At 65.3% G+C, this 25,033-nt stretch carries 27 protein-coding genes, 1 tRNA gene and 1 other RNA gene; 20 read left to right on the forward strand and 9 right to left on the reverse strand.

Going from position 1 to position 25,033, the window contains the following annotated elements; all coding sequences use genetic code 11:
- The 4 genes from ACR9ZJ_RS08880 to imm40 all read left to right on the forward strand — a co-directional run.
- A partial coding sequence (locus ACR9ZJ_RS08880) for a Rossmann-fold NAD(P)-binding domain-containing protein (RefSeq protein ID WP_481287558.1) occupies positions 1-562 on the forward strand: 562 nt, incomplete at its 5' end.
- A 308-nt stretch (positions 563-870) separates the two neighbouring features.
- Positions 871-2,370: an RHS repeat-associated core domain-containing protein gene (locus ACR9ZJ_RS08885; RefSeq protein WP_481287559.1), complete on the forward strand. Its 1,500-nt coding sequence runs from the start codon at positions 871-873 to the stop codon at positions 2,368-2,370.
- A 24-nt stretch (positions 2,371-2,394) separates the two neighbouring features.
- A complete protein-coding gene (locus ACR9ZJ_RS08890; protein WP_481287560.1) occupies positions 2,395-2,760 on the forward strand; it encodes a hypothetical protein in 366 nt (121 codons plus the stop codon).
- Positions 2,761-3,145: 385 nt separating this feature from the next.
- Positions 3,146-3,490, forward strand: a complete 345-nt coding sequence (imm40, locus tag ACR9ZJ_RS08895) for an Imm40 family immunity protein (RefSeq protein WP_481287561.1) — start codon at positions 3,146-3,148, stop codon at positions 3,488-3,490.
- Between the two features lie 108 nt (positions 3,491-3,598).
- Here imm40 and ACR9ZJ_RS08900 read toward each other — a convergent pair whose 3' ends face one another.
- Positions 3,599-3,982: a nuclear transport factor 2 family protein gene (locus ACR9ZJ_RS08900; RefSeq protein WP_481287562.1), complete on the reverse strand. Its 384-nt coding sequence runs from the start codon at positions 3,980-3,982 to the stop codon at positions 3,599-3,601.
- 119 nt (positions 3,983-4,101) lie between these two features.
- Here ACR9ZJ_RS08900 and ACR9ZJ_RS08905 point away from each other — a divergent pair, with 119 nt between their 5' ends.
- Complete coding sequence (locus ACR9ZJ_RS08905) at positions 4,102-4,563, forward strand: MarR family winged helix-turn-helix transcriptional regulator (protein ID WP_481287563.1); 462 nt, start codon at positions 4,102-4,104, stop codon at positions 4,561-4,563.
- Positions 4,564-4,586: 23 nt separating this feature from the next.
- On the opposite strand, the gene ACR9ZJ_RS08910 is transcribed toward ACR9ZJ_RS08905, so the two are convergent.
- Both ACR9ZJ_RS08910 and ACR9ZJ_RS08915 read right to left on the reverse strand, forming a co-directional pair.
- Complete coding sequence (locus ACR9ZJ_RS08910; RefSeq protein ID WP_481280702.1) at positions 4,587-5,207, reverse strand: TetR/AcrR family transcriptional regulator; 621 nt, start codon at positions 5,205-5,207, stop codon at positions 4,587-4,589.
- On the reverse strand, positions 5,200-6,741 hold the full coding sequence (locus ACR9ZJ_RS08915; RefSeq protein WP_481287564.1) for an FAD-dependent monooxygenase: 1,542 nt from the start codon (positions 6,739-6,741) through the stop codon (positions 5,200-5,202). Before ACR9ZJ_RS08915 ends, ACR9ZJ_RS08910 begins: the two co-directional genes overlap by 8 nt.
- Before the next feature lie 114 nt (positions 6,742-6,855).
- Between ACR9ZJ_RS08915 and ACR9ZJ_RS08920 the strand changes: the two genes are divergently transcribed.
- The 3 genes from ACR9ZJ_RS08920 to ACR9ZJ_RS08930 all read left to right on the forward strand — a co-directional run bounded on the left by ACR9ZJ_RS08920 (position 6,856) and on the right by ACR9ZJ_RS08930 (position 7,873).
- A complete protein-coding gene (locus ACR9ZJ_RS08920; protein WP_481282704.1) occupies positions 6,856-7,017 on the forward strand; it encodes an addiction module antidote protein in 162 nt (53 codons plus the stop codon).
- Between the two features lie 93 nt (positions 7,018-7,110).
- Complete coding sequence (locus ACR9ZJ_RS08925) at positions 7,111-7,596, forward strand: hypothetical protein (protein ID WP_481287565.1); 486 nt, start codon at positions 7,111-7,113, stop codon at positions 7,594-7,596.
- A gap of 115 nt (positions 7,597-7,711) precedes the next feature.
- On the forward strand, positions 7,712-7,873 hold the full coding sequence (locus ACR9ZJ_RS08930; protein ID WP_481280697.1) for a hypothetical protein: 162 nt from the start codon (positions 7,712-7,714) through the stop codon (positions 7,871-7,873).
- Positions 7,874-7,879: 6 nt separating this feature from the next.
- On the opposite strand, the gene ACR9ZJ_RS08935 is transcribed toward ACR9ZJ_RS08930, so the two are convergent.
- Genes ACR9ZJ_RS08935 through ACR9ZJ_RS08945 form a run of 3 tightly spaced genes read right to left on the reverse strand, consistent with a single transcriptional unit; the run spans position 7,880 to position 11,729 of the window.
- Positions 7,880-9,367: an OprO/OprP family phosphate-selective porin gene (locus ACR9ZJ_RS08935; protein WP_481287566.1), complete on the reverse strand. Its 1,488-nt coding sequence runs from the start codon at positions 9,365-9,367 to the stop codon at positions 7,880-7,882.
- Positions 9,368-9,390: 23 nt separating this feature from the next.
- Entirely contained in the window at positions 9,391-10,407 is a 1,017-nt protein-coding gene (locus ACR9ZJ_RS08940; protein ID WP_481287567.1) for an alpha/beta hydrolase, read from the reverse strand.
- Positions 10,404-11,729, reverse strand: a complete 1,326-nt coding sequence (locus tag ACR9ZJ_RS08945) for a dicarboxylate/amino acid:cation symporter (protein WP_481287568.1) — start codon at positions 11,727-11,729, stop codon at positions 10,404-10,406. Before ACR9ZJ_RS08945 ends, ACR9ZJ_RS08940 begins: the two co-directional genes overlap by 4 nt.
- 135 nt (positions 11,730-11,864) lie before the next feature.
- Here ACR9ZJ_RS08945 and ACR9ZJ_RS08950 point away from each other — a divergent pair, with 135 nt between their 5' ends.
- Positions 11,865-14,498 (forward strand): hybrid sensor histidine kinase/response regulator, encoded by a 2,634-nt coding sequence (locus ACR9ZJ_RS08950; protein ID WP_481287569.1) that lies wholly within the window; start codon positions 11,865-11,867, stop codon positions 14,496-14,498.
- Here the strand turns inward: ACR9ZJ_RS08950 and ACR9ZJ_RS08955 are convergent.
- Entirely contained in the window at positions 14,495-15,148 is a 654-nt protein-coding gene (locus ACR9ZJ_RS08955; protein ID WP_481280692.1) for a response regulator, read from the reverse strand. The two genes, ACR9ZJ_RS08950 and ACR9ZJ_RS08955, sit on opposite strands and share 4 nt — an antisense overlap.
- A 117-nt stretch (positions 15,149-15,265) precedes the next feature.
- Between ACR9ZJ_RS08955 and ACR9ZJ_RS08960 the strand changes: the two genes are divergently transcribed.
- From ACR9ZJ_RS08960 to ACR9ZJ_RS08970, 3 genes are read left to right on the forward strand one after another with little or no spacing between them, the layout of a single operon-like run.
- The gene (locus ACR9ZJ_RS08960) at positions 15,266-16,177 is read left to right on the forward strand and encodes a YihY/virulence factor BrkB family protein (protein ID WP_481287570.1); all 912 of its coding nucleotides are present in this window, start codon (positions 15,266-15,268) and stop codon (positions 16,175-16,177) included.
- A gap of 48 nt (positions 16,178-16,225) precedes the next feature.
- Positions 16,226-17,512, forward strand: a complete 1,287-nt coding sequence (locus ACR9ZJ_RS08965) for an Nramp family divalent metal transporter (RefSeq protein ID WP_481287571.1) — start codon at positions 16,226-16,228, stop codon at positions 17,510-17,512.
- 45 nt (positions 17,513-17,557) lie between these two features.
- Positions 17,558-17,962, forward strand: coding sequence for a DUF6165 family protein (locus tag ACR9ZJ_RS08970; RefSeq protein ID WP_481280689.1), 405 nt, complete (start codon positions 17,558-17,560; stop codon positions 17,960-17,962).
- On the opposite strand, the gene ACR9ZJ_RS08975 is transcribed toward ACR9ZJ_RS08970, so the two are convergent.
- Complete coding sequence (locus ACR9ZJ_RS08975) at positions 17,963-19,042, reverse strand: glycosyltransferase family 9 protein (RefSeq protein ID WP_481280688.1); 1,080 nt, start codon at positions 19,040-19,042, stop codon at positions 17,963-17,965.
- 44 nt (positions 19,043-19,086) lie between these two features.
- Between ACR9ZJ_RS08975 and ACR9ZJ_RS08980 the strand changes: the two genes are divergently transcribed.
- The 8 genes from ACR9ZJ_RS08980 (at position 19,087) to ACR9ZJ_RS09015 (ending at position 24,170) form a co-directional block, all read left to right on the forward strand.
- Positions 19,087-19,815, forward strand: a complete 729-nt coding sequence (locus ACR9ZJ_RS08980; protein WP_481280687.1) for a 3-deoxy-D-manno-octulosonic acid kinase — start codon at positions 19,087-19,089, stop codon at positions 19,813-19,815.
- Positions 19,812-20,570, forward strand: coding sequence for an MBL fold metallo-hydrolase (locus ACR9ZJ_RS08985; protein ID WP_481287572.1), 759 nt, complete (start codon positions 19,812-19,814; stop codon positions 20,568-20,570). Before ACR9ZJ_RS08980 ends, ACR9ZJ_RS08985 begins: the two co-directional genes overlap by 4 nt.
- A gap of 100 nt (positions 20,571-20,670) precedes the next feature.
- Positions 20,671-20,761, forward strand: a tRNA-Ser gene (locus ACR9ZJ_RS08990).
- Between the two features lie 238 nt (positions 20,762-20,999).
- An RNA gene (ffs, locus tag ACR9ZJ_RS08995) (signal recognition particle sRNA small type) lies at positions 21,000-21,096 on the forward strand.
- Between the two features lie 77 nt (positions 21,097-21,173).
- Positions 21,174-22,865, forward strand: a complete 1,692-nt coding sequence (gene dnaX / locus ACR9ZJ_RS09000; RefSeq protein WP_481287573.1) for a DNA polymerase III subunit gamma/tau — start codon at positions 21,174-21,176, stop codon at positions 22,863-22,865.
- Positions 22,862-23,185: a YbaB/EbfC family nucleoid-associated protein gene (locus ACR9ZJ_RS09005; RefSeq protein ID WP_306847417.1), complete on the forward strand. Its 324-nt coding sequence runs from the start codon at positions 22,862-22,864 to the stop codon at positions 23,183-23,185. Before dnaX ends, ACR9ZJ_RS09005 begins: the two co-directional genes overlap by 4 nt.
- Positions 23,186-23,203: 18 nt before the next feature.
- Positions 23,204-23,806, forward strand: a complete 603-nt coding sequence (gene recR / locus ACR9ZJ_RS09010) for a recombination mediator RecR (RefSeq protein WP_481287574.1) — start codon at positions 23,204-23,206, stop codon at positions 23,804-23,806.
- A gap of 19 nt (positions 23,807-23,825) precedes the next feature.
- Entirely contained in the window at positions 23,826-24,170 is a 345-nt protein-coding gene (locus ACR9ZJ_RS09015) for a histidine triad nucleotide-binding protein (protein ID WP_481280683.1), read from the forward strand.
- A 258-nt stretch (positions 24,171-24,428) separates the two neighbouring features.
- Here ACR9ZJ_RS09015 and ACR9ZJ_RS09020 read toward each other — a convergent pair whose 3' ends face one another.
- A complete protein-coding gene (locus ACR9ZJ_RS09020) occupies positions 24,429-25,025 on the reverse strand; it encodes a Slp family lipoprotein (RefSeq protein WP_481287575.1) in 597 nt (198 codons plus the stop codon).
- Between the last annotated feature and the right edge of the window lie 8 nt (positions 25,026-25,033).

The raw sequence follows: 25,033 nt of genomic DNA on the forward strand, positions 1-25,033 counted from the left end.
TATCCGTTCCAAGGTGCTCTCGGAGCGCGCGGCATGGGACTTTGTTGCTTCCGAAGGCGATGGTTTGGAACTGACGGTGATCAACCCGGTGGGCATCTTTGGGCCGGCGCTGAGTGCGGACTACTCCACCTCCATCGGCATTGTGAAAGCGATGCTGGAGGGCGGCTTACCCGGCCTGCCTGATGTCGCGTTCGGCGTGGTGGACGTTCGCGACGTGGCTGATCTCCATCTAAGAGCCATGCGAAGTGAGGGGGCCAGTGGGCAGCGATTCCTGGCTGCGGCAGGTCCCCTGATGTCCATGGCAGACATCGCTTCGGTCCTTCACGAACGCCTGGGCGCCGCAGCCGCCAAGGTTCCGACAAAGCGCTTGCCCAGTTGGCAGGTTCGGCTTGTTGCGCTCGTGGATAAGCGGGCCCGTGAGATGGTCCCCAACCTTGGCGTGCGCCGCGAGCCGTCCAGCGAGAAGGCCCGTCGGATCTTGGGCTGGCGTCCCCGATCGAACGAGGACGCCATCGCGGCCGCTGGGAAGAGCCTGTTGGATCTTGGTCTAATCGCGCGCTAGCCAGGAACGACCTTCAACCGAGTCGCGGGCGTTTTTAGCAGACGCGTCCGGCCTGAACCTTGATGCCGTTGACGGAGGTCAGCCGTTGATCAAGGTGGTCAATCGCGCTTGCCACTAGCTGGCCGCCGCTTCCAGTTCGCCAGATGGCCTAGATCTATTTGCGATCAATCATTTAAGTGGCTGCGGGGTTCTCCAGCTCTATAGACCCAAGCTAACCCGCGTTAGCTTGGGTGTCTTGGGGCACCTACTACCAAATAGCGTGGCCGCGAAAAAGCTTCGGCGCGCAAGTCGGGATACACGAGGCCTCAATGAGACTTCCGCACTACCTCTCCAGCATCAAATGGCTGCCTTTCGGGTCTGTGCAGCAATACGTTCTTGGCAACAACCAGTCCGTGGTCCGCACCTACGACGCCAACTACCGGGTCACGGACCTTGTCGCCCCTGCTCTCGAACTGCATTTTGTCCTCGATGCCGTCGGCAATATGACCGGGGTCTCCGAGTCGGGTGGCGGGACCGCCAGCTACGTGTACGACGCGCTCAACCGCCTGACCACGGTCAGGGACGGCTCGGGGAAGGTCATCGAGGCGTACACCTACAACCAGACCGGCGATCGTTTGAGCAAAACGGCGCCGGGTTCCTACACTGGCGCCTACAAGTACAAGGCTGGGACCCATTGGCTCACCAACATGGGGACGGCGTCGCGCACGTATGATGCCAACGGCAGCACCACGGGGAACGTGTCCGCCGGCACGACGACCACCTACGTCTACAACGGCCGGGGCCGGATGACGAGCGTCCAGGTGGCGGGTGCGATCGCCGGCTCGTATGTCTACAACGCCCTCGACGAGCGGGTGGCCAAGACGGTGGGGTCTACCACGACGCGGTTTGTCTACGACAACGGCAGTCGCCTGGTGTCCGAGGCCTCGGGGTCGACGTGGCGCGATTACATCGCGGTAGATGGCCTGCCGCTTGCGGTCGCCGATGGGTCGACGCTTGGTTTCGTCACCGCCGATGGGCTTGGTTCGCCGCGTGCGGTGACGTCGACGATCGGCGCTGTCGTCTGGACTTGGCCGTATGCCTCGAATCCGTTCGGCGAGAATCGTGCAAACTCAACCACTGGCTATGTCCTCAACCTGCGTCTGCCTGGCCAGTATGCGGATGGTGAGGCGGGTCTGAGGTACAACATCAATCGCAGCTTTGATGCGGCAACCGGTCGGTACATGCAGAGTGACCCCGATGGCTTGGCCGACGGCGGCAGCACATACGCCTATGTGGGTGGAAATCCGCTGAGCTACGCAGATCCGCTCGGGCTAGATCCCCATCACTACTCGGTTAAAAATTTCATTTGCTCTGTGACTCAGCCCGGATGCACTGCACAGAATGTCTTTGATCGACTGCGGCAGTATCCGGCACCGTTTTCTTATCCATCTCACCCTATAAAGATGGGCGATACCGAAACCATTCCCGGATTGGGCCCTGTTGTGCACAGCGTTGACCCGTCGAATTGCTCCATCACCAACACGCCGCTCCCAGGCCATCTGCTATATCCGGGTCAGGTCACTCGATCTGTGGTTAACGACAACGGAATGATTTCCATCGTCACAGACGAGACCGGCGATGGCGCTTTGGCTGGGCCAAACGATTGGTTTGCCTACCCCGTGTGGAGCACTGTTGACGGCAATATTTCTGCGCCATGGATAGTTTCGCCTCCGGTGTACGCCGATGCTCCTATTGAAGCGGGCCTACACTGGGGCACTGATTTGACCTTGGCTGTACGAGCGCCATACATGGCGCGCGACGGCCTCTAGCAATCTTTGCATAGGACTATGCCAATGCTTTCCACTGTGTTGATTCTTGGTTTTATTTCCATCGTCGAGCTGGTGCTTGGCATCGGTTTATTGGCAGTCATTTTCTACTCGATGCAAAAAACCGCACGGTTCAGCCATCGCAAGCGATCAGCATTTGTTGCTTTGGGCGTCCTTCTCATTTCACCTGCCATAGCACCTGCCGGAACGTTAGCGGTGGTACCTCTTCCTCTAGGCGTACTGCTGGCTTTCATACGTTCATCGGCAGATGCCATATTTCTGCTAAGAACGTGGTGGTTTATCGTGCCGTCGATGCTCATAACAGGGTTCGTGTGCAGGTACGTGGCTCATCGGTTCTTTTCTGGACCGGTTCTCCCAGCTCAAGGTATCTAGCGGAGATGTAGCTTTGAGGTGGCCTAAATGCAACATGGGTAGCGCCATGTCAGCTGCCTGAGCTGTATTCGGCGCTCCGTGATGGGAGCCACCTAGCTTGCGAGACACACCCAAACTGCCCCGGCGCCTGGAGCAGCGCCTTCGGCGATATTCTTGGGCTTCCCCTCGGACGAGTCCAAAGCGGCGTATTGGGGCGGAGCCAGTGAACATACCCTGCACCAACCCGTTTGGTTCTCCGTAGGGCTCCCGTGCATGATGCTTGGATCGCGCTGGAAATCCGTGGGGCCTATAGTTCGAAGAACAACACCTACAACGGTGTTTTTCAGTTCATCAAGGACGACAAAAACACGATCAACCATCGCCTCTTTGTGCCGGATAACCAGTAATGAGCCTTCCACCCACCTTCTCGCACCTGCTCTCGGACCGGGGCATTCCCATGATGGAAGCGTTCGGAACCGCCGATGTGGCCCTGGTTGCCGAGGATGCTCTTACCGCCGCTGAAGTCCTCGTTGGCACTGGTGTGGCAATTCTTGGCGGGGATGTGTTCTACAAAACAGCGGAGGGATTCAAGCTCGCTTACGCTAACTGGCATACCGACCCGAAGGCTGGCGAGGATGCCGGTGCCTATGCCGCTCGTTCTATACAGGAGACCCGTGACTACATCCGTCGCTATCCGGTAGTCCCGGACAAGACGGCGCTCTTTGCGCTGGTGGTCGCACAAGTCTTCTGATTCGCTGTTATGGCCGGCGTCCCGATCTCGCCTCGCCATGGTTACGCTGACCCCGATCTGTCGCGCAATTGGGGGGGGCGCTGTGCCGCGCTTGGCATGGTGCTGCAACTAACGAGTGGGGACATCCCCGATATCAAAGCGCACCACCTTCCCACCCTCCACCCGAAACACATGCATCACCGTCTTGTCCTTCAACCCATGGGCCTGCCCCTTCAACGGCTGCCCATCGAGATCGAAGACGGTCTGAATCACCTCGACCGAGACGACGCCATCGTCTGTTTCATGAAAGGCCACGGGCTCGACGTGTGGGCTGACGACCGACCATTGCCGCGTCCAATAGTCTCGTAGAGCCTCGTGCCCGTGAACATGGCCACCGTCCATGCCGTTGGCCCAGGCGACATCACCGGCAAGCTCGATGAGTACGCCGTCGATGTCCCTCGCGTTGAAGCGGTCATAGAGGCGCTCGATAAGTTTCGCGTAGTTTTCCGACATGCCGATTCCTCAAGGTTGATGAGCGTCAGCGGGCGGGTAAGCCGCACTTGCCAACTCGTCTGTCAATATATATACGTACATATATAGTTGACAGTCAACCCGGACGGAGGATGAATGGAATGAAGAACGACGTGCTTTCCACGCCAGGACACCTCATAAGCCTGGCGGCACGGGGATTCGCCCGCCTGAGCGAGGCACGCCTCAAGCCCTTGGGATTCGGCGTGGGTCAATTACCGGTGCTGATCGCATTGCGGGACGGGAAGGCAAGCACGCAACGGGATTTGGCCCGTTTCGCCAAGGTCGAACAACCACCGATGGCGCAAATGCTCGCTCGCATGGAGCGTGACGGGTGGATTCGTCGGACGCCCCACCCGGAAGACGGTCGAAGCAGCCGTATCGTTCTCACGAAGGCGGCGCAGAACCGCATGCCCGAAGCCGTCGAAACACTCTTCAAAGGGAATCGTGACGCGTTGAACGGGTTCACGGAAGACGAAGCAAGCCAACTCGTGAACTTGCTTACCCGGCTGATCGCGAACCTCGATCAGATCACCGGCGCGGCGGCGTCACCGGACAACTCATAGGACTCGACCGCACGACCCAGGGGTCACGCACGCAGACCAGCCGTAAGCACGCCCGCATGCTGCGCACCAAGCGCATGCAGGTCCGGCGCAAACGGGCTGTCCGGGAACGTTTCCCGAAAAAGAACCCCCATCAACATCGGCCCCATCACGGAAAACAGCATCAAGGCCCGATCGCCGGCACGAATGCGTCCCGCTTTCTGCCCGCGTTCGATGACTCCTGTCAGGACACCAGCGACCCTGGCGATGACCTCGTCATGCCACACGCTGGCAAGGTCCGGAAACGTCCGGCCCTCAAGCAAGACCATACGCACGATGCCCGGCAATCTCGCGTCACTCATCTTCCCGGCCACGTGCCCCAACAGCATGGGAAGAAGGGTCAGCGCATCGACATCCGTGGCGCCGGGCGCATTCTCGATGGCCTTGAGGTTTTCGGAGGCGAGGTGTCGTGCCACGGCACGGAAGAGGTCCGCCTTGGTTTCGAAATACCGGTAGATCGTTCCCTTGACCACGCCGGCGCGTTTCGCCACGTCGGTCAGCTTGGTGTGGGCATAGCCCTTGGCGACAAATTCATCGATGGCGGCCTCGATGATTTCCTGGGGACGGGCGTCCTTGCGCCGGGTCCATTTCGTCTCTTTTTCAGTCACGGATGCCGCCTTGTTCCTTTCCCACCATATAAGAGCGCGACGTGAAGTAGGCATCCAATGTATCGGCCGAACCTTCGGGATCGGCCAGCGCGACCCATGTGTCGGGGCGAAGCAGATAGACGGCGTGTTGCTTCAGGCCTGCCTTGCCATGCTCATCGGCCCATGCAAACTGCCGCAGTGTCACGCCGTTCTGGACGCACCAGGCTCTTACGCCAGGGGTTGCCGTGCCGTAGACGTGCACCTGCCAACCCATGACGGGCAGGGATTCGAAGTTGTCTTGTCCGTCGACGTTCACCCAGGGCAGCCGATCGCCCCCTTCGACGTCACCGGCGCGACCCTCGCTCAAGGGACTGTCCTTGTAAGCCAGGCCCGTCTGCGACACCGTCTTGAAGAGCATTTCGCGCGCGCTGCCGATCGTGTAGATCACACCGGCGATGAGCGGCACGCCGTAGCTCCGCATCAGGTTGGCGAGCCCACCGTCGGCGGTGACCAGACTGAAGATCCGGTCGGTGGTCTTCACCAGTTCGCGGGCGAATGCCTGGCGCTCGGTGGCATAGGTATCGAGCAGGGCATCCGGCGCTTGTCCATGGATGACAGCCGCCAGCTTCCAGGCAAGGTTGATCGCGTCGAGGATGCCGGTGTTCATGCCTTGCCCGCCTGCCGGGCTGTGGACATGTCCCGCGTCGCCCATCAAGAACACACGTCCCTGGCGGAATCGGTCGGCGACACGGTGATGCACCCGGTAGTGGGAAAACCAGTTGACCTTGTCCACATGGATGCCAACGCTCGCCATGGCCTCGTGGCCGACATCGTCGAAGGTCAGGTTTTCCGGGTGGTCCGCTCGCTCGTCGCGGACCGTGCCGATGAATCGGGCCTTGCCGTCGCCGCTATAGGGCAATACGACAACGAAATCCTCGCCGTTCAGGGCGACGTGCGCTTCCCCCGCGTTGTCGAGCCCGGACAGTTCCACATCGGCCACATAGAACACATGCCGGTAGGTGCCACCTTCGAAGCCGATGCCGAGTTGCTTGCGAACGGTCGAACTTGCGCCGTCACAGGCGGCCAGATATCGGGCGTGGATGGTCTCTTCCGTACCGTCGGCGCGGCGGACGCGGGATTCGACATGCTCACCCTTGTCTTCAAGGGACAACAGTTCCGTGTTGCGTTCCACCTCGATGCCGACCGACTGAAGCTTCGCCACGAGGGTTTTTTCGTGAAAGTCCTGGGGATACACGAGAATGAAGGGGTAGGGCGACATACCGCGGCCGATGTCTTGCACGGCGATCCTGGCCCGGTGTTTGCCCCGCGCCCAGATGTTCATGGCGGGGGTGCGGAAGCCTGCCGACACCACCTCATCGGTGAGTCCGAGTTGGCGGTAGAGCTCCAGCGTCCTCGCCTGCACGGCCATTGCGCGGGACGTCGTGCCCGGGGCCCCGGTGCGATCGATGATGCGAACCTTGACGCCCTGCGCGTGCAGCCAGAGGGCGTGAACCAGGCCGGTGGGACCTGCGCCGACTACGAGTACGTCAAGCATGGTGCACCCTCCGTCGCCATTAATGACTCTTGGGTCATTTTGGCATGAAAGGGAGTGTCGTCAAGGGCCTTCCAGAACCTGACGAACGTATTCTGCGATTGCCTCGCACGCGGTATGGCGCAGGTGGCGAAGGATTCCGGTCTGGGCCGCGAGAGCCTCTACAAAGCACTTCGTCCTGGGGCGCAGCCGAAATTCGAAACGATGAATAAGGTGTTTTGCGCCCTGGGGTTCCGCCTATCCGTAAAACCCGCGAAACGTCGACGCGCCACCGCGTAGAGCTTGGGTGATGGCGGCACCGTAAACAGCGCCGTGACATCGCATTTACCGGCTCGGGTGTATCGGTATGCTCCCTCCGAACAGGGCATCGCCATGCATCACGTCACCGGCTACTTCCCCAACCAGTTCTCCGCCGCGGCCATCGTCGACAAGATGCTCGGCCGCGGCATGCCTCGTGATCGCATCGTCGTCGCCACTGATGAGAGCATCGGTGACTCACCAGCCAGTTCGAACGCGCCGTCCAATGTCCTCTCCGATGTCAGCCACCTCGGACTCAACAGGCAGCGGGATTCAGGGGCGCGCGGCCTGGCTTCCGATCGCTCGGTTACACCCGACGCTCCCGAAACACTCGGCAAATCCGTGGTGACCGTCATGACCGGTGGCGAATGGAGCGAGTTGGTGTTACGGGAGTGGATGGAAACCGCGGGTGCGGAAGATATAGCGGTCGGAAGTGATGACGTTCCGCAGGAGAACGATAGCGTCTGGCCGTCACCTCGCGAAGGCGATGCCATCGACGTAGAACGTGCTATCGAAGCGTCGCGTCGCGGTGCTTCGAGCGCTGATTCATCGAAACCCTAGGCCGCCAAATGTGAGCGTGGCCATGACGTAAAGACCACGCTCCACCAAACCAGCTCCCGCGACGCTGTCGGCGTGCCGGTCATCCGACCGGCCGCCTTGCCGTCCAGGAGCGCCCATGAACGACGAATCCCGCAAACACCGTCCCCAATCCGCCGACCGCAACGACAATTACGTCGCCAGGCTCGACAAGCCCGCCCAGAAAAAGCGCGACAAGAAAATCGCGGAGGGCGAGAAGAAAATGGACGAGCTCGGCAAGCGTGACCAGGGCATCCGTTGACCCGGGTCAGAACACCACTTGTGCGCGGACCCCCAGCGAGTTGCCTGAATCCGGGCCCTGGAAGCTGCCGACCTTGTTGTCGGTATTCCAGTGGATGTAGTTCAGCATCAGCCGCGACCAGTCGTTGAGATACCAGTTGAGGCCCAGCGTGTAGCTCTTGCCGGTGCCTCCCCGCGGCGCGCCCGTGTAGTCGTAGTGATCGACGCGACCGGCAAGTTCGAACGCGCCCCAGCCGCCGGAGGTGACCGGGTCGTTCACCTTCACCGCTTTCCAGCTGCCCGAGCGGCTGGAGAATCCCGGTGCCTCGCCCGTGATCATCCAGCCGGCGGCGAAGCTCGACCCGTGGCGGCTGACGGAATCGGCGGTGCTGGAGTCGATCGTGCGCTTGCCGTACTCGGTCATCATCCAGACGTTGCGCATCACTCCGCCGAGTTCGAAGCCCTTGCCGTGGTCCTGTGTCGGATTCGCGATCGAACTGGCGGAGACGGCGAGGTTGTCGTTGTAGTCGAGTGCGATGGCCGGCGTGTTGTTGATGCTGGTTACGCCGTCGCTGATCTTCTCGTAGTAGTACCAGGCACCGACGTGCAGGAAACCGTCCTGGCTTTTCCAGGGATTCCAATGCGCGCGGGTGAGGTAGGTGGTGGTGTCGGTGTGCGTGCCGGAGGTGGAACTGTTCGGCGCATTGCCGCTCACGGACAAGCTGTAGTGCCAATTGCTGCCGTACATGCGCATCTGGCCGCCCATGCCGAAGTAGCTGATGACCGGTTGGCCTACCGCCGTGGCCGCGTTGCGCAGCATGAAGGGGACGCGGGCGGATTCGGATGAGCCTTCCGTGCCGAGGTCCTTCAGGAAATTGCCGAGGTAGAACTTCGTCGTGTTGCCGAACACCTTGGTGGTGTAGGTGAGGTAGGTCTGGCGTAACGCCACCTCGTTGTCGGCGAAGTCCGCTTCGATGTGATAGCCGATGTTGCCGATCGTGCCTTCACCGCCCAGGCGGGCGCTGGTGATCTGTGCACCGCTGATGTTGCGGGTGTCGTAGTCGGAACCCTTGGTGCGGGTGAAGTCGAGCAACAGGCGGCCATCGGGCTTGAAGGTGAAGAAACCGTCGTCACTGCGGAAGGTGGGCCCGGCTTCGCCGCCGCGTCCCCAGCGTGCTCCGCCACCGGACGACGTGGTCGTGGCGCCGCGCGCCATCGTCAGTGCGAGTTCGCTCTCACGGGTATCGGCGATGGCGGCGTCCACCTGGGCCTGGTGGCGATCGTCGGGCGTCGTCACCGTGGTGCTGGCGACAGACGGCGTTGCGGTGGATGGATGGCGCTCGCTTTCGACGGCGGCCAGCCGCTTCTTCAGGTCGTCGATCTGCGCGGCCTGCTGCTTGATGAGTTTCAGCAGTTCGGCATTGGTTACATGGTCGGCGGCAAGCAGCGGCGAGGAAGCACCGGCGAACAGCGCGGCGGCGATCGCCGGGTAGAGGCGGGACTTGCTTGTCTTCATGGCATGGGTCTCGTCAATGGCGATCAGTTGTCGTCCGGGCCGGCATCGTCGGCCGCGGGAGCACGAGGCGCCGCCGTCGGCATCGCGAAGGGGCCGGTGTCCACCGACGAGAAGAAGCCGGCACGGCGTGCCCAGGCAGCGAACAGGCGCGGCCATGCCGCCACCGCCGAACCCGGATCGCCCAGGCCCCAGCCGTGACCGCCCTTGTCGAACACATGCAGTTCCGCGTCGACGCCGTTTTTCCTCAGTGCGTCGAACATCACCAGGCTGTTACCGATATTCGCTATGGGATCGTCGGCGGCCTGGGCGAGGAAGGTGGGCGACGTGTCGTGGGATACATGCAACTCCACCGAGTACGCCTGCACGGCGTCGGCCTGCGTGGACAGCTCGCGACTGGAACGCGTGGTATCGAAAGGCTTCTGCAACGACACCACGGGGTAGATGAGCCCCGCGAAATCGGGACGTGCCGACTGCCCATCGGCGGCATCCACGGCCGGATAGAAGCTGTCGGCGAAACGGGTCTCCGCGATGCCGGCGAGGTTGCCTCCCGCGGAGAAGCCGAGCACGCCGACGCGCTTCGCGTCGATGCCCAACTCCGCCGCGTGGGCGCGAAGCACGCGCAACGCCCGCTGTGCATCCTGGAAGGGTGCGACCGCGGGCCAATGGTCCGCGGGAAGGCGGTAGTAGAGCACCACCGGCGTCACCCCGAGCGCGGCGAGCCACTTCGCCGTCGGCATGACCTCATGGCCGATGCCGATGCGGAAGTAGCCGCCACCACCGATCAGGATCACGGCGGCGCCGTTCGGCCGCGAGGGCTTGTATACCTCGATGCGCGGACGGCTGATGTTGGATACGGCGCCTACGCCGGTACCCGATTGACCGATGCGTTCGGGACCGCTGGGGCCACCGCCACCGGGGGGCGTGCCCGGCCACAGGTCGATGACGACCGGCTTGCCGGCATCCGGCGCGGCTTGCGCGATGGCCTGGCCGCAGCTGGCGAGGACGACGGCCGCGATGAGCGCGGCGCGAAGTAGTTTCATGGTTGTTTCCCCTGTGTGGCGATGAGCGTGGCGCCGTCGCCGGCGCGATCGAAAAGGGCGTCGTCGAGGGCCTCGCGGTCGAGCGCCCCCTCCCATCGGGCGACGACGATCGTCGCCACGGCATTGCCGACGAAGTTGGTCAGCGAACGGCATTCGCTCATGAAGCGATCGACGCCGAGGATCAACGCCATGCCTGCCACGGGCAGCGACGGCACGACCGAGAGCGTGGCGGCGAGGGTCACGAAGCCGGCCCCGGTGACGCCGGCCGCGCCCTTGGAACTGACCATCGCCACCAGCAGCAGGGCCACTTGTTCGCCCAGGGTGAGCGGCGTGTTGGTGGCCTGCGCGATGAACAGCGCGGCCAGGGTCATGTAGATGTTCGTACCGTCGAGGTTGAACGAGTAACCGGTGGGCACGACGAGGCCGACGACGGATTTATCGCAACCGGCGCGTTCCATCTTCTCCATCAGCGAGGGCAGGGCCGCTTCGGACGACGACGTGCCGAGCACGAGCAGCAGCTCGGCCTTGAGGTAGCGCAGCAGCCGGAAGATCGAGAACCCGGCGAGGCGGCCCACGGCGCCGAGCACCACCAGCACGAACAGTAGCGAGGTGAGGTAGAAGGTCGCGACGAGGAACAGCAGGTTCGACAGGGAGCCGATGCCGTAGCGGCCGATGGTGAAGGCGATCGCACCGAAGGCGCCGATGGGCGCCGCCTTCATCAACAGGTGGACGAGCTTGAACACCGGTTCGGTCAGCGCCTCGAAAAAGGCCACCACCGGCCGTGCGCGCTCGCCGGCCAGGGTCAGCGAGATGCCGAACAGCACGGCGAAAAGCAGCACCTGCAGGATGTTCCCCGAGGTGAAGGCGCCGACGACGGTCTCGGGGATGATGTCGAGCAGGAAGCCGGTGAGCGAGATATCGTGCGCCTTCGACGCGTAGGTCGCGATTTCCTTCGTCGACAGCGTGGCGGGGTCGATATCGAGGCCCGCGCCCGGCTGCACCACGTTGGCCACGACGAGCCCGACGACCAGCGCGAGCGTGGAGAAGACGAGGAAGTAGATCATCGCCTTCAACACCACCCGGCCGACGGCGTTCAGATGGGGCATGCCGGCGATGCCGGTGACCACCGTGAGGAAGATCACCGGGGCGATGATCATCTTCACCAGCTTGATGAAGGCATCGCCAAGGGGCTTCAGCGACTCGGCGAAGGCGGGCCAGTAGTGGCCCAGCACCGCGCCCAGCGCGATCGCCAGCAGCACCTGCGCATAGGTCTGGCGGTAGAAGGGCAGGGGGACGGGAGCGGCGACGGAGCGAACGGACATGGCGGCACGACGGTTTCGCCCGGAAAGGGCGGTGCCGATTTGTAGCCCCTGTGCGCCATCCAGCCCATAGCACATTCCGGCTAGGGAACCTGTCGATATGCGAGGATGCAGCGGCTCGCCCACGTTCCGGAACCCATGCCCCGACCACGCGCCACCCGCATCCTCTGGCTGCTTGCCCTCGTGACCGCCATGGCGGCCACCGCGGCGTCGGGCGGGTGGTGGGCGTGGCGCCGCGCACTGGACGGCATCGCCGGGCAATCGGCCGATCGGCTCAACCTGCATGCCCTGGCGGTGCGGCGCCTGATCGATCGCTTCACCGTCCTGCCCGACGTGCTCGCGCTCGATCCCGAGCTCCGCGCGGCGCTTTCGGGACCCTCGTCGGCGATCGACACGGCGGCGCTGAATAGCAAGCTCGTCAAGGCCAATGGCGCCGTGCATGCCTCGACGCTGACCTTGCTCGACCGCCAGGGCCGCGCGCTGGCGGCGAACAACTGGAATACCCCGGAGAGCAATGTCGGTCTCGACTACCGATTCCGCCCGTATTTCCAGGACGCGATGCGCGATGGCCGGGCCACGTTCTACGCCGTGGGCGTATCCACGAACGTGGCGGGCTATTTCATCGCCCGGGCCGTGGACGACGACAGCGGCAGGCACGTCGGCGTCGTGGTGGTGAAGATCACCCTCGACGACGTGCGCGACGACTGGTCGCGTGGCGACGACATCGTGCTTCTCGCCGACCGGCACGGTGTCGTCTTCCTCGCCAACCGGCCGGGCGACTGGATGTACCGCACGCTGCTTCCGCTCGCACCTCGTGATGCCGCCTCGATCGAGGAGACTCGCCAGTACGGCGGGCGCCCGCTGCCTCCCATCGTGAGGCGAACACTCGGCGACGCGGGCGAGGGGGCGGAGCGCGTACGTGTCGACTCGCCCACGCTGCGTCACGAGGTGATCTGGCGCAGCCTGCCGCTGCCACGGCAGGACTGGACGCTGCATCTGCTGGCCGATGCGCGGCCGGCCGCCGTCGCCGGACGGAATACGGCGCTCATCGTGCTGGCCGGGTGGCTGCCACTGATCCTGTTCGGCCTGTTCCTGCAACAACGCATCCGTCTTGCACGCCTGCGCCAGCGCAGCCGCGAGGAACTCGAACGGATGGTCGCGCACCACGCGGCCGCCTTGCGTTCCGCGCAGGACAGCGTGGTGGCCGCCGCCCACGAGGCGACCCGGGGTGGCCATGGCAATCTCGAACACCTGCCGCAGGGCGTCAGCGTCGTGGACGCCAACCTGCGCCTGGTCGCGTGGAACTCGCGATACCAGCAGATCTTCGGCTTTCCCGGCGAGCTCCTGCAGGTCGGCCGGCCGATCGAGGATGTGTTCCGCTTCAACGCACGCCGCGGCCTGTTGGGTCCCGGCGACGTGGAGGAAGCGATCCAGCGCCGTCTCGACTACCTGCGTGCCGGCAGCCCTCACATGTACGAGCGCGAGCGGCCGGACGGCACCACGATCGAGATACGCGGCAATCCGCTGCCGGACGGCGGCTTCGTCACCAGCTATGCCGACATCACCGCATACAAGGCGGCGGCGCGCGAACTGCGCACCCTCGCCAGCACGCTCGAACGCCGCGTGGACGAGCGCACCCGTGCCCTCAACGAGGCCAAGGCCGACGCCGAACGCGCCAATCGCTCGAAGACCCGTTTCGTCGCCGCCGCCGTGCACGACCTGCTGCAGCCCCTGAACGCTGCGCGGATGTTCGTTGGCGCCCTGGCCGACGGTTCGCTGGCGGCGGAGGAACGGCAGTTGCTGGAGCGGGTGCGCAGCGCGCTCGACACGCAGGACGAGATGCTGGCGAGCCTGCTCGACGTTTCGCGCCTGGAGGGCGGTGCGGTGGAGGCGCGTTTCGTGGCGTTGCCGCTGGGGCCGATGCTCGCCGAGCTCGCCCGGCAGTTCGGTGTGCTGGCGGCGGCGCGTGGCCTGGACCTGCGCATGGTGGAAACGCGGGCCGTCGTTCGCAGCGATCCACTGCTGTTGCGCAGGGTGTTGCAGAACTTCCTTTCCAATGCCATCCACTACACCCCACGTGGGCGCGTCCTGCTTGGCGTGCGGAGGCGGGATGGCCGGGTGCGCATCGAGGTATGGGACACCGGCATCGGCATTCCCGAGTCGAAGACGCGGGCGATCTTCGACGAGTTCCTGCGACTGGATAACGGGGTGGACCGCGATCGCCGCAGCGCGGGCCTGGGCCTGTCCATCGTCGAGCGGATCGGCCGCCTGCTTGGCGCCGCCATAGGCGTGCGTTCATGGCCCGGGCAGGGCAGCGTCTTTTCCATCACGGTGCCGCTGGCGGGCGAGGGCGCGCCCGTCGCGGCGGATGCCGTCCGTGGTGAAGACGAATCGCCGTTCGCGGGCAAGCGGATCTTCCTTATCGATGCCGACATCGGCACGCGCCAGGCCACGACCGCGCTGCTGGCTTCGTGGGGTTGCGACGTGGTGTCGGCTGGCAGCGCCGGCGCCGCGCTGCGTTTCGCCGAGACCGACGAGGCACCCGACATCCTTTTGCAGGAAGACCCCCTGGACGGCGTCGCTGGCGACGAGTTGCGCGCGGCGCTGATGGCGCGTTGGGAGCACGCGCCGCCGGCCGTTCTGATCGGCGACGCGCCCAGTGCGTCGGACATCGAGCGGGCCAACGCGGCCGGCCTTCGCTATCTCGTGAAACCATTGGCTCCGGCGCGCTTGCGCGCGGTCATGAGCCGGCTGTTGATGGTCTCTGGCTAACCGGGGTGTGACCCGTCGACGCCTTCGTCGAGGTCGAGGGATTTCACCAGCACGGCGGCCTGGGTGCGCGAACGGCATTCCAGCTTGGAGAGCACCGCCGTCACGTGGATCTTCACCGTGTTCTCCGCGAGGCCGAGTTCGGCGGCGATCTGTTTGTTGAGCAGGCCCTCCGCCATCAGCATCAGCACGCGGAACTGCGCGGGAGTGAGCCGTGCGAGGCGCGCGGCGAGGCGCGCGTCGTCGTCGCTGCGTTCGGCACGCGCGGCGGCGAAGGCGGTGCCGCCGTTCATCACCTCGTTCACCGCGTCGCGCAGCACCTCGGCCGGTGCCGATTTCGAGACGAAGCCGGCGGCCCCGAATTGCTGCGCGCGACGCACGTTGCGTGGATGGTCGTTCGACGACACCACCAGCACGGGGATGTCCGGATGCTCGCCGCGTAGCCAGAGCAGCGACGAGAACCCCATCGCGCCGGGCATGGTCAGGTCGAGCAGCACCAGGTCCACCGTTTCACCGCTGGCGAGCACGGCTTCCATCGCGCTGTGGCTGGCGGCTTCCAACGCCCGGCCACCGCGCAGCGGTTCGGCGAGCGCATGTAGCAGGGCGCCGCGAAACATCGGATGGTCATCGGCGATCAGCAAGGTCAGGGCCATCGCTGCATTCTAGCCGAGGTTACCGCGCGGTTCCTCGCCTTCGCGTTCACATCTCCTGCGCTCCGTCTTTATCGTCCCGCACCGATGGTGGAGGAGATCACGACGAGGAGGACAGGCATGGGACGGGCCCTGGGCGCTTTCAAACGCACGATCATGTCCGCCGTCGACGGATTCAGCGACGACGAACTGATGACCCGCGCGGCGGCCCTTTCGTTTTACGCGGCGCTGTCGTTCGCGCCGCTGTTGCTCCTGCTGGTGTGGATCGTCTCGATCCTGAATCCGGCGTGGCAGGGGGAGTTGTCCGATGCCTTGGCCAGCGTGGTGGGGATGCGTGCCGCCGAGGCCCTGAACAGCGTGATCGCCAGTGCGAAGTCGCATCCACGGCTCGGCGATCTCGCCGGGATCGTCGGCATCGTGGTGACGGTGTTCGGCGCGTCCGCCGTGTTCGCCCAATTGCAGGGCACGCTGGACCGCGTATGGCGCGTGAAGGCGAAGCCGGGCGAGGCGGTGGGGGCCTGGCTTCGCGCCCGGGCCCGGGCGTTCGGCTTGCTGGGCGGAATAACCTTCATGCTGATCGTTTCGTTCATCGTCAGCGCGGTGATCCAGACCCTGATCCGTGGCGACGGCACGACCTGGAGGGTCGTCGAATACGCGGTATCGGTCCTGGTGTTCGCCGCCGCCTTCGGCGCGATGTACAAGGTGCTTCCCGATGCGGTGATCGACTGGAGCGAGGCCTTGATCGGCGCCGTGCTCACCACGGTGCTGTTCCTCGCCGGCAAGTACGCCATCGGACTCTACATCCAGTATGCGGACGTCGGTGGCGCCTACGGTCCCGCGGGTGCCTTCATCGTGCTGCTCACCTGGACCTACTACTCGTCGATCATCGTGCTGATGGGCGCGGAACTCACCCGTGGCGTGGCCGATGCGCGCGGCAAGCCGATCCGTCCCAGCGAGCACGCCGTGGAGATCGAGGCGGCGCCGTCCGAAGTGCCATCGCCCCCGGCGCACAAGCCGGCGGCTCGGCTGTAGTATGGTGATCGCAAGCGGCGAGAACGCCGCCACCTCGGAGCCCTGAGCATGCTTCAGAAGGCCACGCCCGAGCGGCCTGAAGAACCGGCCATGCGCGAGGTGCTCGATGGGCACCGGCGCGGCCTCTCCGCCCTGTTGCCTTTCGCCGGTCCCGCCGTGGTCGTGTCGGTGGCCTATATCGACCCCGGCAACTTCGCCACGAACATCCAGGCCGGCGCCCGCTACGGTTATGCATTGCTCTGGGTGGTGTTGTTGGCCAACCTCGTGGCCATGCTGTTCCAGAGCCTTTCGGCGCGGCTGGGCATCGTCACCGGGCACAGCCTGGCGGAACTGTGCCGCGAGTATCTGCCGAAGCCCCTGGTCTACGTCATGTGGGTGGTGAGCGAACTTGCCGCCATGGCGACCGACCTCGCGGAATTCCTCGGTGGCGCGATCGGCCTTGCGCTGCTGTTCGACCTGCCCCTGCTGGTGGGCATGGGCATCACCGCGATCGTCACCTATGCGCTGTTGCTTCTGGAAGGCCAGGGTTACCGCCGCCTGGAATTGACCATCGGCGCCCTGGTGGGGGTGGTCGGGCTGGCCTATCTGGCCGAGTTGTTCATCGCGCCGATCGGATGGCGTTCCCTCGGCCAGCAGATCTTCGTGCCGAGCCTTCCCGATGGCGCGGCGGTGGCGATCGCGGTGGGTATCATCGGCGCGACGGTGATGCCGCACGCGCTGTTCCTCCACTCCGGCCTGACCGAGCGGCGTGCGCGCCCGAAGACCATCGACGAACGGCGCCGCATCATCGGCCTGTCGAACCTGGAGGTGATCCTCGCCTTGTCGGTGGCGGGACTGATCAACCTGGCCATGGTGGTGATGGCGGCCGGTGCCTTCCACGGTAGCCATCCGGACGTCGCGAAGATCGAAACGGCGTACCAGACCCTGGTGCCGTTGCTCGGCGGCGCGGCGGCGACGATCTTCCTCATCTCGCTGATCGCCTCCGGCTTCTCCAGCTCGGTGGTCGGCACGATGGCGGGGCAGATGATCATGCAGGGTTTCGTCAACTTCCGGATTCCGCTCTGGCTGCGCAGGGCGGTCACGATGTTGCCGAGCTTCGCCGTGGTGATCGCCGGCGTGGACGCCACGCGCGCGCTGGTGTTGAGCCAGGTGGCCCTGAGCATCGCCTTGCCGTTCCCGATGATCGCCCTGGTCTGGTTCACCAGCCGCCGGCACATCATGGGCGTATTCACGAACCGCCGGGCCGTCACCCTCGCCGCGATCGTGGCCTCGCTCATCGTGCTCAGCCTCAACACCGTGTTGCTGCTCGACGCGTTCGGCCTCGTCTCCCTCTGACCGCAAAGCTGGTAACCTCCCGCGCCTGACCGACCGGAGAATCCCATGAGCCTCATCCAGACCCCCGTTTCCTACGGCGAACTGCTCGACAAGATGACGATCCTCCAGATCAAGCTGCAGGAGATCAAGGACGAGGCGAAGCTGGCCAACGTGCGCAACGAGCTGGAACTGCTCGAAGCCACGTGGAAGAACGACAAGGCGTCCGAAACGGATATCGCCGAAGAGACGGCGCGCCTGCTGGCGGTCAACCAGCGCCTGTGGAAGATCGAGGACGATATCCGCATGAAGGAGCGCGCCCAGGCCTTCGACGACGAATTCATCCGGCTCGCCCGTTCCGTGTACATCGAAAACGACGAGCGCGCGGCGATCAAGCGCGAGATCAACCTGAAGCTCGGCTCCACCCTGGTCGAAGAGAAGTCCTATCAGGATTACCGCGCGCCCCAGGCCTGACTAGCCGACGAGGGGCAGGTGGAGGTGCGCGGCGCAGGCTTCGAAGCGGTCGACCATCTCGTCGACCTGGACGAGGTCCATGACGCCGGCTTTCTCGATCTTCGTGCCCCAGGGGATTTCCGACGCCGGCTTGCCGAGGAACTTCCGCGAGGCGGCGTCGTATTTGTCCACGCACCAGCGGCGGTCCGAGTACGGTCCTGAGCGATGGGGGTTGCTGGCGGCATGCAGCCCCAGCACTTTCACGCCGGCCGCGTTGGCCATGTGCATCGGCCCGGAATCGGGCGTGAGGATCATCGCGCTGCGAGCGAGCAGGGCCATGAACCGCTTGAGCGTGTCCTTGCCGGTCAGGTCCAGCGGCGCCTGCCGGACCGCGCCCAGGATCGCGTCCGCCAGCCCGCGTTCGGCATCGGAGGGGCCGCCCACCAGGGCCACGCGCATGCCACGCGCCATGGCGTGGTCGACAAGCGCCGCGTAGCGCTCCACGCGCCAGTTGCGCACCGTGTGGCTCGACATCGGGCTCACCAGCAGGGTCGGCGCCTCGCCCGGCAGCTGTTCCGCGGCCCATTCATGGGCATCGTCCGGCACCGGGATGTCCCAGCGCACCTCGGTCTGTTTCAGGCCCAGCGGCTCGATGAAGCTCGCCATCGCATCCAGCACGTGTTCACCGGTGCGTGCCTCGATCCGCTCGTTCACGAACAGCCCGTGCAGGTCCTTGGAGCGGGCCCGGTCGTAGCCGATCCGCCGGTCGGCCTTCACCGCCAGGCTGAGCAGGTTGGAGCGCAGGGCCACCTGCATGTGAAGCAGGGCGTCGAACCGGCGGCCTGCCAGTGCCTGCCGCACGTCGCGCACGCCTTCACGCCCCTTGCCCTTGTCGAAGGTGACGAATTCCACGCCGGGCAGGTCGCCGACCAGGCGCCGTTCGAGCTTGCCGACGATCCAGGTGAGGCGGGTGGCCGGCGCCTGGGCTTGCAGCGTGCGCACCAGGGGGACGACGTGGGTCACGTCGCCGATGGCCGAGGTGCGCAGGATGCAGAGGCTGGAATCTCCCGGCGGGAGTGGACGGCTTGGTAGACTGGACACGGATCGGGTTACCGGATGAGTGGCCGCGGAAGGCGGCCGGGCAAATGACAGAGCAACGAGTGGAGGAGGGTGCGGGCGGCACGATTCTGTTCGACGCGGCCCGTGTACCTCAAGTCGACGACGACTGGTTCTTGCCCCACCGCTGGCGAGAACGCGGTGCGTTGCGCGCGCAGGCCGGTGGCCGGGGCGGCGTGGCGATCATCGATACGCCCGCTGGCGAGGCCGTGCTCCGGCATTATCGCCGGGGTGGCATGGTGGCGCGTCTCCTGGGCGACCGTTACCTTTTCACCGGCGCCCAGCGTACACGCAGCGCACGCGAATTCCGTCTCCTGGCCGAACTCGCACGGCGAGGCCTTCCCGTGCCGCCGCCCCTGGCCTCGCGCTACGTGCGCCACGGCCTGCGTTATTCGGCCGACCTCATCACCCTGCGCATCCCCGATGCCGCCACGCTGGCGGAACGTCTCGCCGACGGCGCCTTCAATGCCGGGTTGGCGGGCCGGGTGGGCGACCTGATCGCCCGGTTCCATCGCGAAGGCGCCTGGCATGCGGACCTCAACGCGCACAACATCCTCGTCAATGGCGACGGGCTTTTCCTGATCGACTTCGACCGCGGCCGCCTGCGCGCGCCTTCCGCCGGATGGCGGAGGGCCAACCTCGCCCGGTTGAAACGTTCGCTGGTGAAGCTGGGTGCGCGCGATGCCGCCGGCGATACCTTCGACGCCGAATGGTGGCCGGCCCTGATCGAACAGTACGAGCGGAGCCTGCGCGCATGACCTGGGATCTGCGTTTCCTCGGCACGGGCGCGGCGCATGCCGTCGAGCTGGGATCGTCGGCGGTGGTGCTCGAACGCGATCGCCAGCCGTTGCTGCTGGTGGATTGCGGCCCCGACACGCTCGATCGTTACGTGGACACCTATGGCGCGCCACCACCGGCCCTGTATGTCACCCATGTGCACATGGACCACGTGGCGGGCATGGAGCGACTGTTTTTCCGCCTGTGGTTCGACGAGGCGCTGCGCGGGCGCACCAAGGTCTTCCTGCACGCCGCCCTGCTGCCCTGGTTGCAGGGCAGGGTGGCCGACTATCCCGGCGCGCTGGCCGAAGGCGGCGTGAATTACTGGGAAGCGTTTCGCCTCGTGCCCTGCACGCGCGGGTTCTGGCACGAGGGCCTGTGGTTCGATGTGTTTCCCACACGCCACCACGTACAGGGCACCTCGTATGGCCTGGCGTTGCGTGGCAGCTTCGTCTTCACCGGCGATACGCGCCCGGTGCCCGAGGCGCTGGCGATCCACGCGGCGAACGGCGAACTGGTCGCCCACGATTGCGGCGTGATCGGCAATCCCTCGCACACCGGCGTGGACGACCTGGAACGGGAGTATCCGGCCGATGTTCGCGAGCGCATGGCGTTGTATCACTACGGTGGCGTCGAGGACGGCGAGACACTGGTTTCGCGCGGATACCGGATCGCCCGGCCTGGTGAGTCGCTTGCGTTGCCCGAACCGCACCCGGCCCGTCCGACGGCGGGTTAGGTCTCGCTCCGGCCGATCGCCGCTTGCCCCGCCGGGGCGCTGACGTTATCCTTCCGCTTCTTTGCCGGACAGGAAGCCGGGGAAGAGGTTGTACCAGTGCGGAGAGGTGTCCGAGTGGTTTAAGGAGCACGCCTGGAAAGTGTGTATACGTTAATAGCGTATCGCGGGTTCGAATCCCGCCCTCTCCGCCAGTTTCAAGATCGAGTTATCCCACACGTTGTAGCTCCGGTAAGCGAAGCCGCAGCGTGGGGGCGGGATTTGAACCCGCGCGGGTTCGACGAATTTGTCTGGAACAAATTCGGACGGCGCGTAGCGCCGGCCCCGTAGCGAAGCGAAGGGGTGAGGCCCAGGATGGGCCGAACAATCCCGCCCCTGCGCGAAGGATCGCGAGAAATGGTTTTAGAAAAAGCACTATCTTTATGGTGGCCCTGTCGGTCCCCCCGCGACGATAGTCCGTAAACTCCGCCAGGTCCGGAAGGAAGCAACGGTAGCGGACGATTCGGGTGCCGGGGTGTGGCTGGCAGGGTCATCGCCTTTTCGGGGGCAAGCTTTCGCGACCCTCCGGTCCTTGGCACAATCCACTGTCGTCCCAAGGTACTACGCATGTCCTATCAGGTCCTCGCACGCAAGTGGCGCCCGCGCAAGTTCGCCGAACTCGTGGGTCAGGAGCACGTGGTCCGCGCGCTGACCAACGCGCTCGACTCCGGGCGCATGCACCATGCCTACCTCTTCACCGGTACCCGCGGCGTGGGCAAGACCACGATCGCGCGCATCTTCGCCAAGTCGCTCAACTGCGAGCGTGGTGAATCGGCCGATCCCTGTGGCGAATGCGCCGTCTGCACGGCGGTGGACGCCGGCCGCTTCGTCGACCTGCTCGAAATCGACGCGGCCAGCAACACCGGCGTGGACGACGTACGCGAGGTGATCGAGAACGCGCAGTACGCGCCCTCGCGTGGACGCTTCAAGGTGTACCTGGTCGACGAGGTGCACATGCTTTCCAAGCCGGCCTTCAACGCCCTGCTGAAGACGCTGGAAGAGCCTCCGCCGCACGTGAAATTCCTGCTCGCCACCACCGATCCGCAGAAGCTGCCGGTGACGGTGTTGTCGCGCTGCCTCAAGTTCAACCTCAAGCGCCTGTTGCCGGAACAGATCTCCGGACAGATGCGGCACATCCTGGGCGCGGAAGGCATCGAATACGAAGACGAAGCCATCGGCGAACTCGCGCATGGCGCGGACGGTTCGCTTCGCGACGGCCTTTCGCTGCTCGACCAGGCGATCGCCTACGGTGGTGGCGCGCTGCGCGCGGCCGACGTTCGCGCCATGCTCGGCAGTGTCGAGCGTGGCCAGGTGCTGGGCGTGCTCGAGGCGCTCGCCGCCGGGGACGGCGCGGCGCTGATGGCCGAATCGGATCGCATCGCCTCGTTCTCGCCCGATTTCGCCGGCGTGCTCGACGACCTGGCCACCGTGCTGCACCGGGTGCAGCTGCTCCAGCTGGTGCCGGGCTACCGTGGCGAGGAAAGCGATACCGGGCTGGCCTCGCTCGCCGAACGCATGGCGCCGGAAGACGTCCAGCTCTACTACCAGATCGTCACCAATGGCCGTCGCGAACTGCCGATGGCTCCAGATGCCCGTATCGGCTTCGAGATGGTGTTGCTGCGCATGTACGCGTTCCGTCCGGCCGAACCCAGGCAGGGTGCCGCAACGACGCGTGCGCCGGCCGCGCCGTCGCCCGCCGCTCAACCGCCGGCGGCACCGCCGCGTGCGGCGGCGTCCGCTCCGGCATCTCGTCCGCCGGACGCACCCGCGTCTCGTCCGCAAGCCGCGCCCGCCGCGGCTCCGGCACCCGCACCGGTTCCCGCTGCCGCGCCGCCCGCGCCGCAGCGCCCGGTCACCGTCGACGCCAACGGTCTCCCGGACTGGCACGAGGTCGTCGAACGCGCCAACCTGCGTGGACCGATCGGCCAGCTGGCGCAGAACTGCTCGTTGCGTGGCGTGGATGGCGAGAGCATGGTGCTGGCACTGATGCCCTCGCACATGCATCTGGCGGTGGAACCGCTCACCAGCCAGATGGAAGAAAAGGTCTCGCAGGCACTCGGCCGCCGCGTTCGCTTCCGCTTCGTGGCCGACCACGGCAACCTCGGCACGCCCGCCGAGCGCCGTGCGCAGGCACTCAGCGAAGCACAGGCCAACGCGGAGGCCTCGATGGAGACCGACCCGCTCGTACAGACGCTCAAGCGCGAATTCGACGCGCGTGTCATCCCGCAATCGATCAAACCCGTGGAGCCAGGAACGTGAAAGGTCAAATCGGTCAACTGATGCAGCAAGCCCAGCGCATGCAGGACGAAATGAAGCGCGCGCAGGACGAACTCGCCAAGACGGAAATCACCGGCAGCGCCGGTGGCGGCCTGGTCACGGTGACGATGACCGGCGGTCACGAGGTGCGCTCCGTGCACATCGATCGCCAGGCCTTCGCCGACGATCCGGAAATGGCCGAGGACCTGGTCGCCGCGGCGGTCAACGACGCGGTGAACAAGATCGCCGAACTCAGCCGCAACCGCCTCGGCGGTGTCACCGCCGGGCTCAACCTGCCGCCCGGCTTCAAGATGCCGTTCTGACGGATCGCCGCCGAGATCATGAGTAACGGTTCCCGCCTGCTTGGCGAGTTGATCGACGCCCTGCGTTGCCTGCCGGGCGTCGGTGCGAAAAGCGCACAGCGCATGGCTTTCCACCTGCTCGAACGCGAGCGGCAGGGCGGGCTTCGCCTGGCCTCGGCACTGGAATCGGCGATGCGCGACGTCGGCAACTGCACGCGCTGCCGCAATTTCAGCGAGACGCCGGTGTGTTCGCTATGCGCGAGTCCCAGCCGCGACAAGCAGGTGCTCTGCGTGGTGGAATCGCCTTCCGATCTCGCCGCGATCGAACAGGCCACGGGTTATCGCGGCCATTACTTCGTGCTGCTCGGCAGGTTGTCGCCGCTGGACGGCCTCGGCCCGGACGAACTGGGCTTGCCCCTGCTGGCCGAGCGCCTTGGCGAAGGCGAGGTCGACGAGATGATCATCGCCACGAACCCCACCGTCGAAGGCGAGGCCACCGCGCACTACATCGGCCAGTTGGCGAAGGCCGCGGGTATCCGCGCCACGCGGCTGGCGCATGGGGTGCCCCTGGGCGGCGAACTGGAGTTCGTCGACCGTGGCACGCTGGCCCACGCATTCGGCAGCCGTCAATCGATGGGCTGATCCATAAGGAAAACGACGCATGTCCGACACCATCTTCGCCAAGATCGTCCGCCGCGAAATTCCCGCCGATATCCTCTACGAGGACGACAACGTGCTCGGGTTCCGCGACGTCAATCCGCAGGCGCCCGTGCACGTGCTGTTCATCCCCAAGCGCGCGATCGCCACGCTCGACGACGCCACGCCGGCCGATGCCGAACTGCTCGGCAAGCTGTTGCTGGCGACGGCTTCCTACGCGCGTGCGCAGGGCCTGGCGGAAAAGGGCTATCGCACCGTGATCAATACCAACACGCACGGCGGGCAAACCGTGTTCCACATCCATGTGCACCTGCTCGCGGGCCGGCAGATGACCTGGCCCCCGGGCTGAGCGAACGGAAGTCTTTGGTAGCCGACCCTGTCGGCGACGGGCGCTTGCCCTGACTTGGGTGGGAGCCGACCTTGTCGGCGATCCCGCGGCAGCGGGCCAGGGTGAGGCAAGCACGGTGGGAGCCGACCTTGTCGGCGAATCCCGCGGCAGCGGGCCAGTTAGTCGCAAGCACCCATCGCCGACAGGGTCGGCTCCCACCAAGGTCGGTCCCACCATCAACGAAAAAGCCGGCTTTCGCCGGCTTTTTCGTTTCGACCGTCAGCGCGCGCGGGGCGGCGGGACCGGGCGCGGCACGATGATCGTGCGCGGGCGGTACCAGAACGGGTCGCCCCACGGACCATAACCGTAGGGGCCCCAACCCGGACCCCAGCCCGGGCCCCAGAACGGGTCGTAGAAGCCTGGCGGGTAACGCGTCACCGGGATGCGCTTGGGCCACAGGTAGACGACATCGGCCTCGACGCGCGGGTAGGCGTAGTCGAAGTCGCCGACCTTTTGCGTGACGGCGCCGTGCAGGGTGCCGGTGACGGTGATCTCGCGCCCGCGGGTGAAGACCTCCGGATCGTAGAAGCCGTCGCGGCAGGCCACGAAGCGGCCCTGGCTGTCGGTCTTGCTGGCGGTCGGGCGGGCCTCGCTGTCCAGCGGCTCGGACAGGACGAAGAAGCAGGTCTGCTGCGGACCCGGCTCGGTCTTGATGATCTCGCCGCCCCAGCGCACCTTGGCGCCCGGCGCGCCGCCTTGCTGGGCGCCGGCCGTGGATACGTCGTTGAACTGGCCCTGCAACGGCTGCGGCACCGTGGCGCATGCGCCAAGGGCCAGCGTCGCGGCGGCGATGACCAGCGGTTTGTACATGGACATGTCACATC

The sequence above is a fragment of the Luteibacter sp. KNZ12-1A genome (assembly GCF_056755675.1).

What these genes read in the sequence shown, in the direction of transcription:
- ACR9ZJ_RS08890 (WP_481287560.1), top strand. Translation starts at nt 2,395, where the DNA reads ATGCTTTCCACTGTGTTGATTCTTGGTTTTATTTCCATCGTCGAGCTG.
- ACR9ZJ_RS08920 (WP_481282704.1), top strand. Translation starts at nt 6,856, where the DNA reads ATGGCGCAGGTGGCGAAGGATTCCGGTCTGGGCCGCGAGAGCCTCTAC.
- ACR9ZJ_RS09015 (WP_481280683.1), top strand. Translation starts at nt 23,826, where the DNA reads ATGTCCGACACCATCTTCGCCAAGATCGTCCGCCGCGAAATTCCCGCC.
- ACR9ZJ_RS09020 (WP_481287575.1), bottom strand. Translation starts at nt 25,025, where the DNA reads ATGTCCATGTACAAACCGCTGGTCATCGCCGCCGCGACGCTGGCCCTT.
- ACR9ZJ_RS08985 (WP_481287572.1), top strand. Translation starts at nt 19,812, where the DNA reads ATGACCTGGGATCTGCGTTTCCTCGGCACGGGCGCGGCGCATGCCGTC.
- ACR9ZJ_RS08885 (WP_481287559.1), top strand. Translation starts at nt 871, where the DNA reads ATGAGACTTCCGCACTACCTCTCCAGCATCAAATGGCTGCCTTTCGGG.
- ACR9ZJ_RS08970 (WP_481280689.1), top strand. Translation starts at nt 17,558, where the DNA reads ATGAGCCTCATCCAGACCCCCGTTTCCTACGGCGAACTGCTCGACAAG.
- ACR9ZJ_RS08945 (WP_481287568.1), bottom strand. Translation starts at nt 11,729, where the DNA reads ATGTCCGTTCGCTCCGTCGCCGCTCCCGTCCCCCTGCCCTTCTACCGC.
- recR (WP_481287574.1), top strand. Translation starts at nt 23,204, where the DNA reads ATGAGTAACGGTTCCCGCCTGCTTGGCGAGTTGATCGACGCCCTGCGT.
- imm40 (WP_481287561.1), top strand. Translation starts at nt 3,146, where the DNA reads ATGAGCCTTCCACCCACCTTCTCGCACCTGCTCTCGGACCGGGGCATT.
- ACR9ZJ_RS08955 (WP_481280692.1), bottom strand. Translation starts at nt 15,148, where the DNA reads ATGGCCCTGACCTTGCTGATCGCCGATGACCATCCGATGTTTCGCGGC.
- ACR9ZJ_RS08925 (WP_481287565.1), top strand. Translation starts at nt 7,111, where the DNA reads ATGCATCACGTCACCGGCTACTTCCCCAACCAGTTCTCCGCCGCGGCC.
- ACR9ZJ_RS08905 (WP_481287563.1), top strand. Translation starts at nt 4,102, where the DNA reads ATGAAGAACGACGTGCTTTCCACGCCAGGACACCTCATAAGCCTGGCG.
- ACR9ZJ_RS08940 (WP_481287567.1), bottom strand. Translation starts at nt 10,407, where the DNA reads ATGAAACTACTTCGCGCCGCGCTCATCGCGGCCGTCGTCCTCGCCAGC.
- dnaX (WP_481287573.1), top strand. Translation starts at nt 21,174, where the DNA reads ATGTCCTATCAGGTCCTCGCACGCAAGTGGCGCCCGCGCAAGTTCGCC.
- ACR9ZJ_RS08935 (WP_481287566.1), bottom strand. Translation starts at nt 9,367, where the DNA reads ATGAAGACAAGCAAGTCCCGCCTCTACCCGGCGATCGCCGCCGCGCTG.
- ACR9ZJ_RS08900 (WP_481287562.1), bottom strand. Translation starts at nt 3,982, where the DNA reads ATGTCGGAAAACTACGCGAAACTTATCGAGCGCCTCTATGACCGCTTC.
- ACR9ZJ_RS08980 (WP_481280687.1), top strand. Translation starts at nt 19,087, where the DNA reads ATGACAGAGCAACGAGTGGAGGAGGGTGCGGGCGGCACGATTCTGTTC.
- ACR9ZJ_RS08915 (WP_481287564.1), bottom strand. Translation starts at nt 6,741, where the DNA reads ATGCTTGACGTACTCGTAGTCGGCGCAGGTCCCACCGGCCTGGTTCAC.
- ACR9ZJ_RS08965 (WP_481287571.1), top strand. Translation starts at nt 16,226, where the DNA reads ATGCTTCAGAAGGCCACGCCCGAGCGGCCTGAAGAACCGGCCATGCGC.
- ACR9ZJ_RS08960 (WP_481287570.1), top strand. Translation starts at nt 15,266, where the DNA reads ATGGGACGGGCCCTGGGCGCTTTCAAACGCACGATCATGTCCGCCGTC.
- ACR9ZJ_RS08930 (WP_481280697.1), top strand. Translation starts at nt 7,712, where the DNA reads ATGAACGACGAATCCCGCAAACACCGTCCCCAATCCGCCGACCGCAAC.
- ACR9ZJ_RS08950 (WP_481287569.1), top strand. Translation starts at nt 11,865, where the DNA reads ATGCCCCGACCACGCGCCACCCGCATCCTCTGGCTGCTTGCCCTCGTG.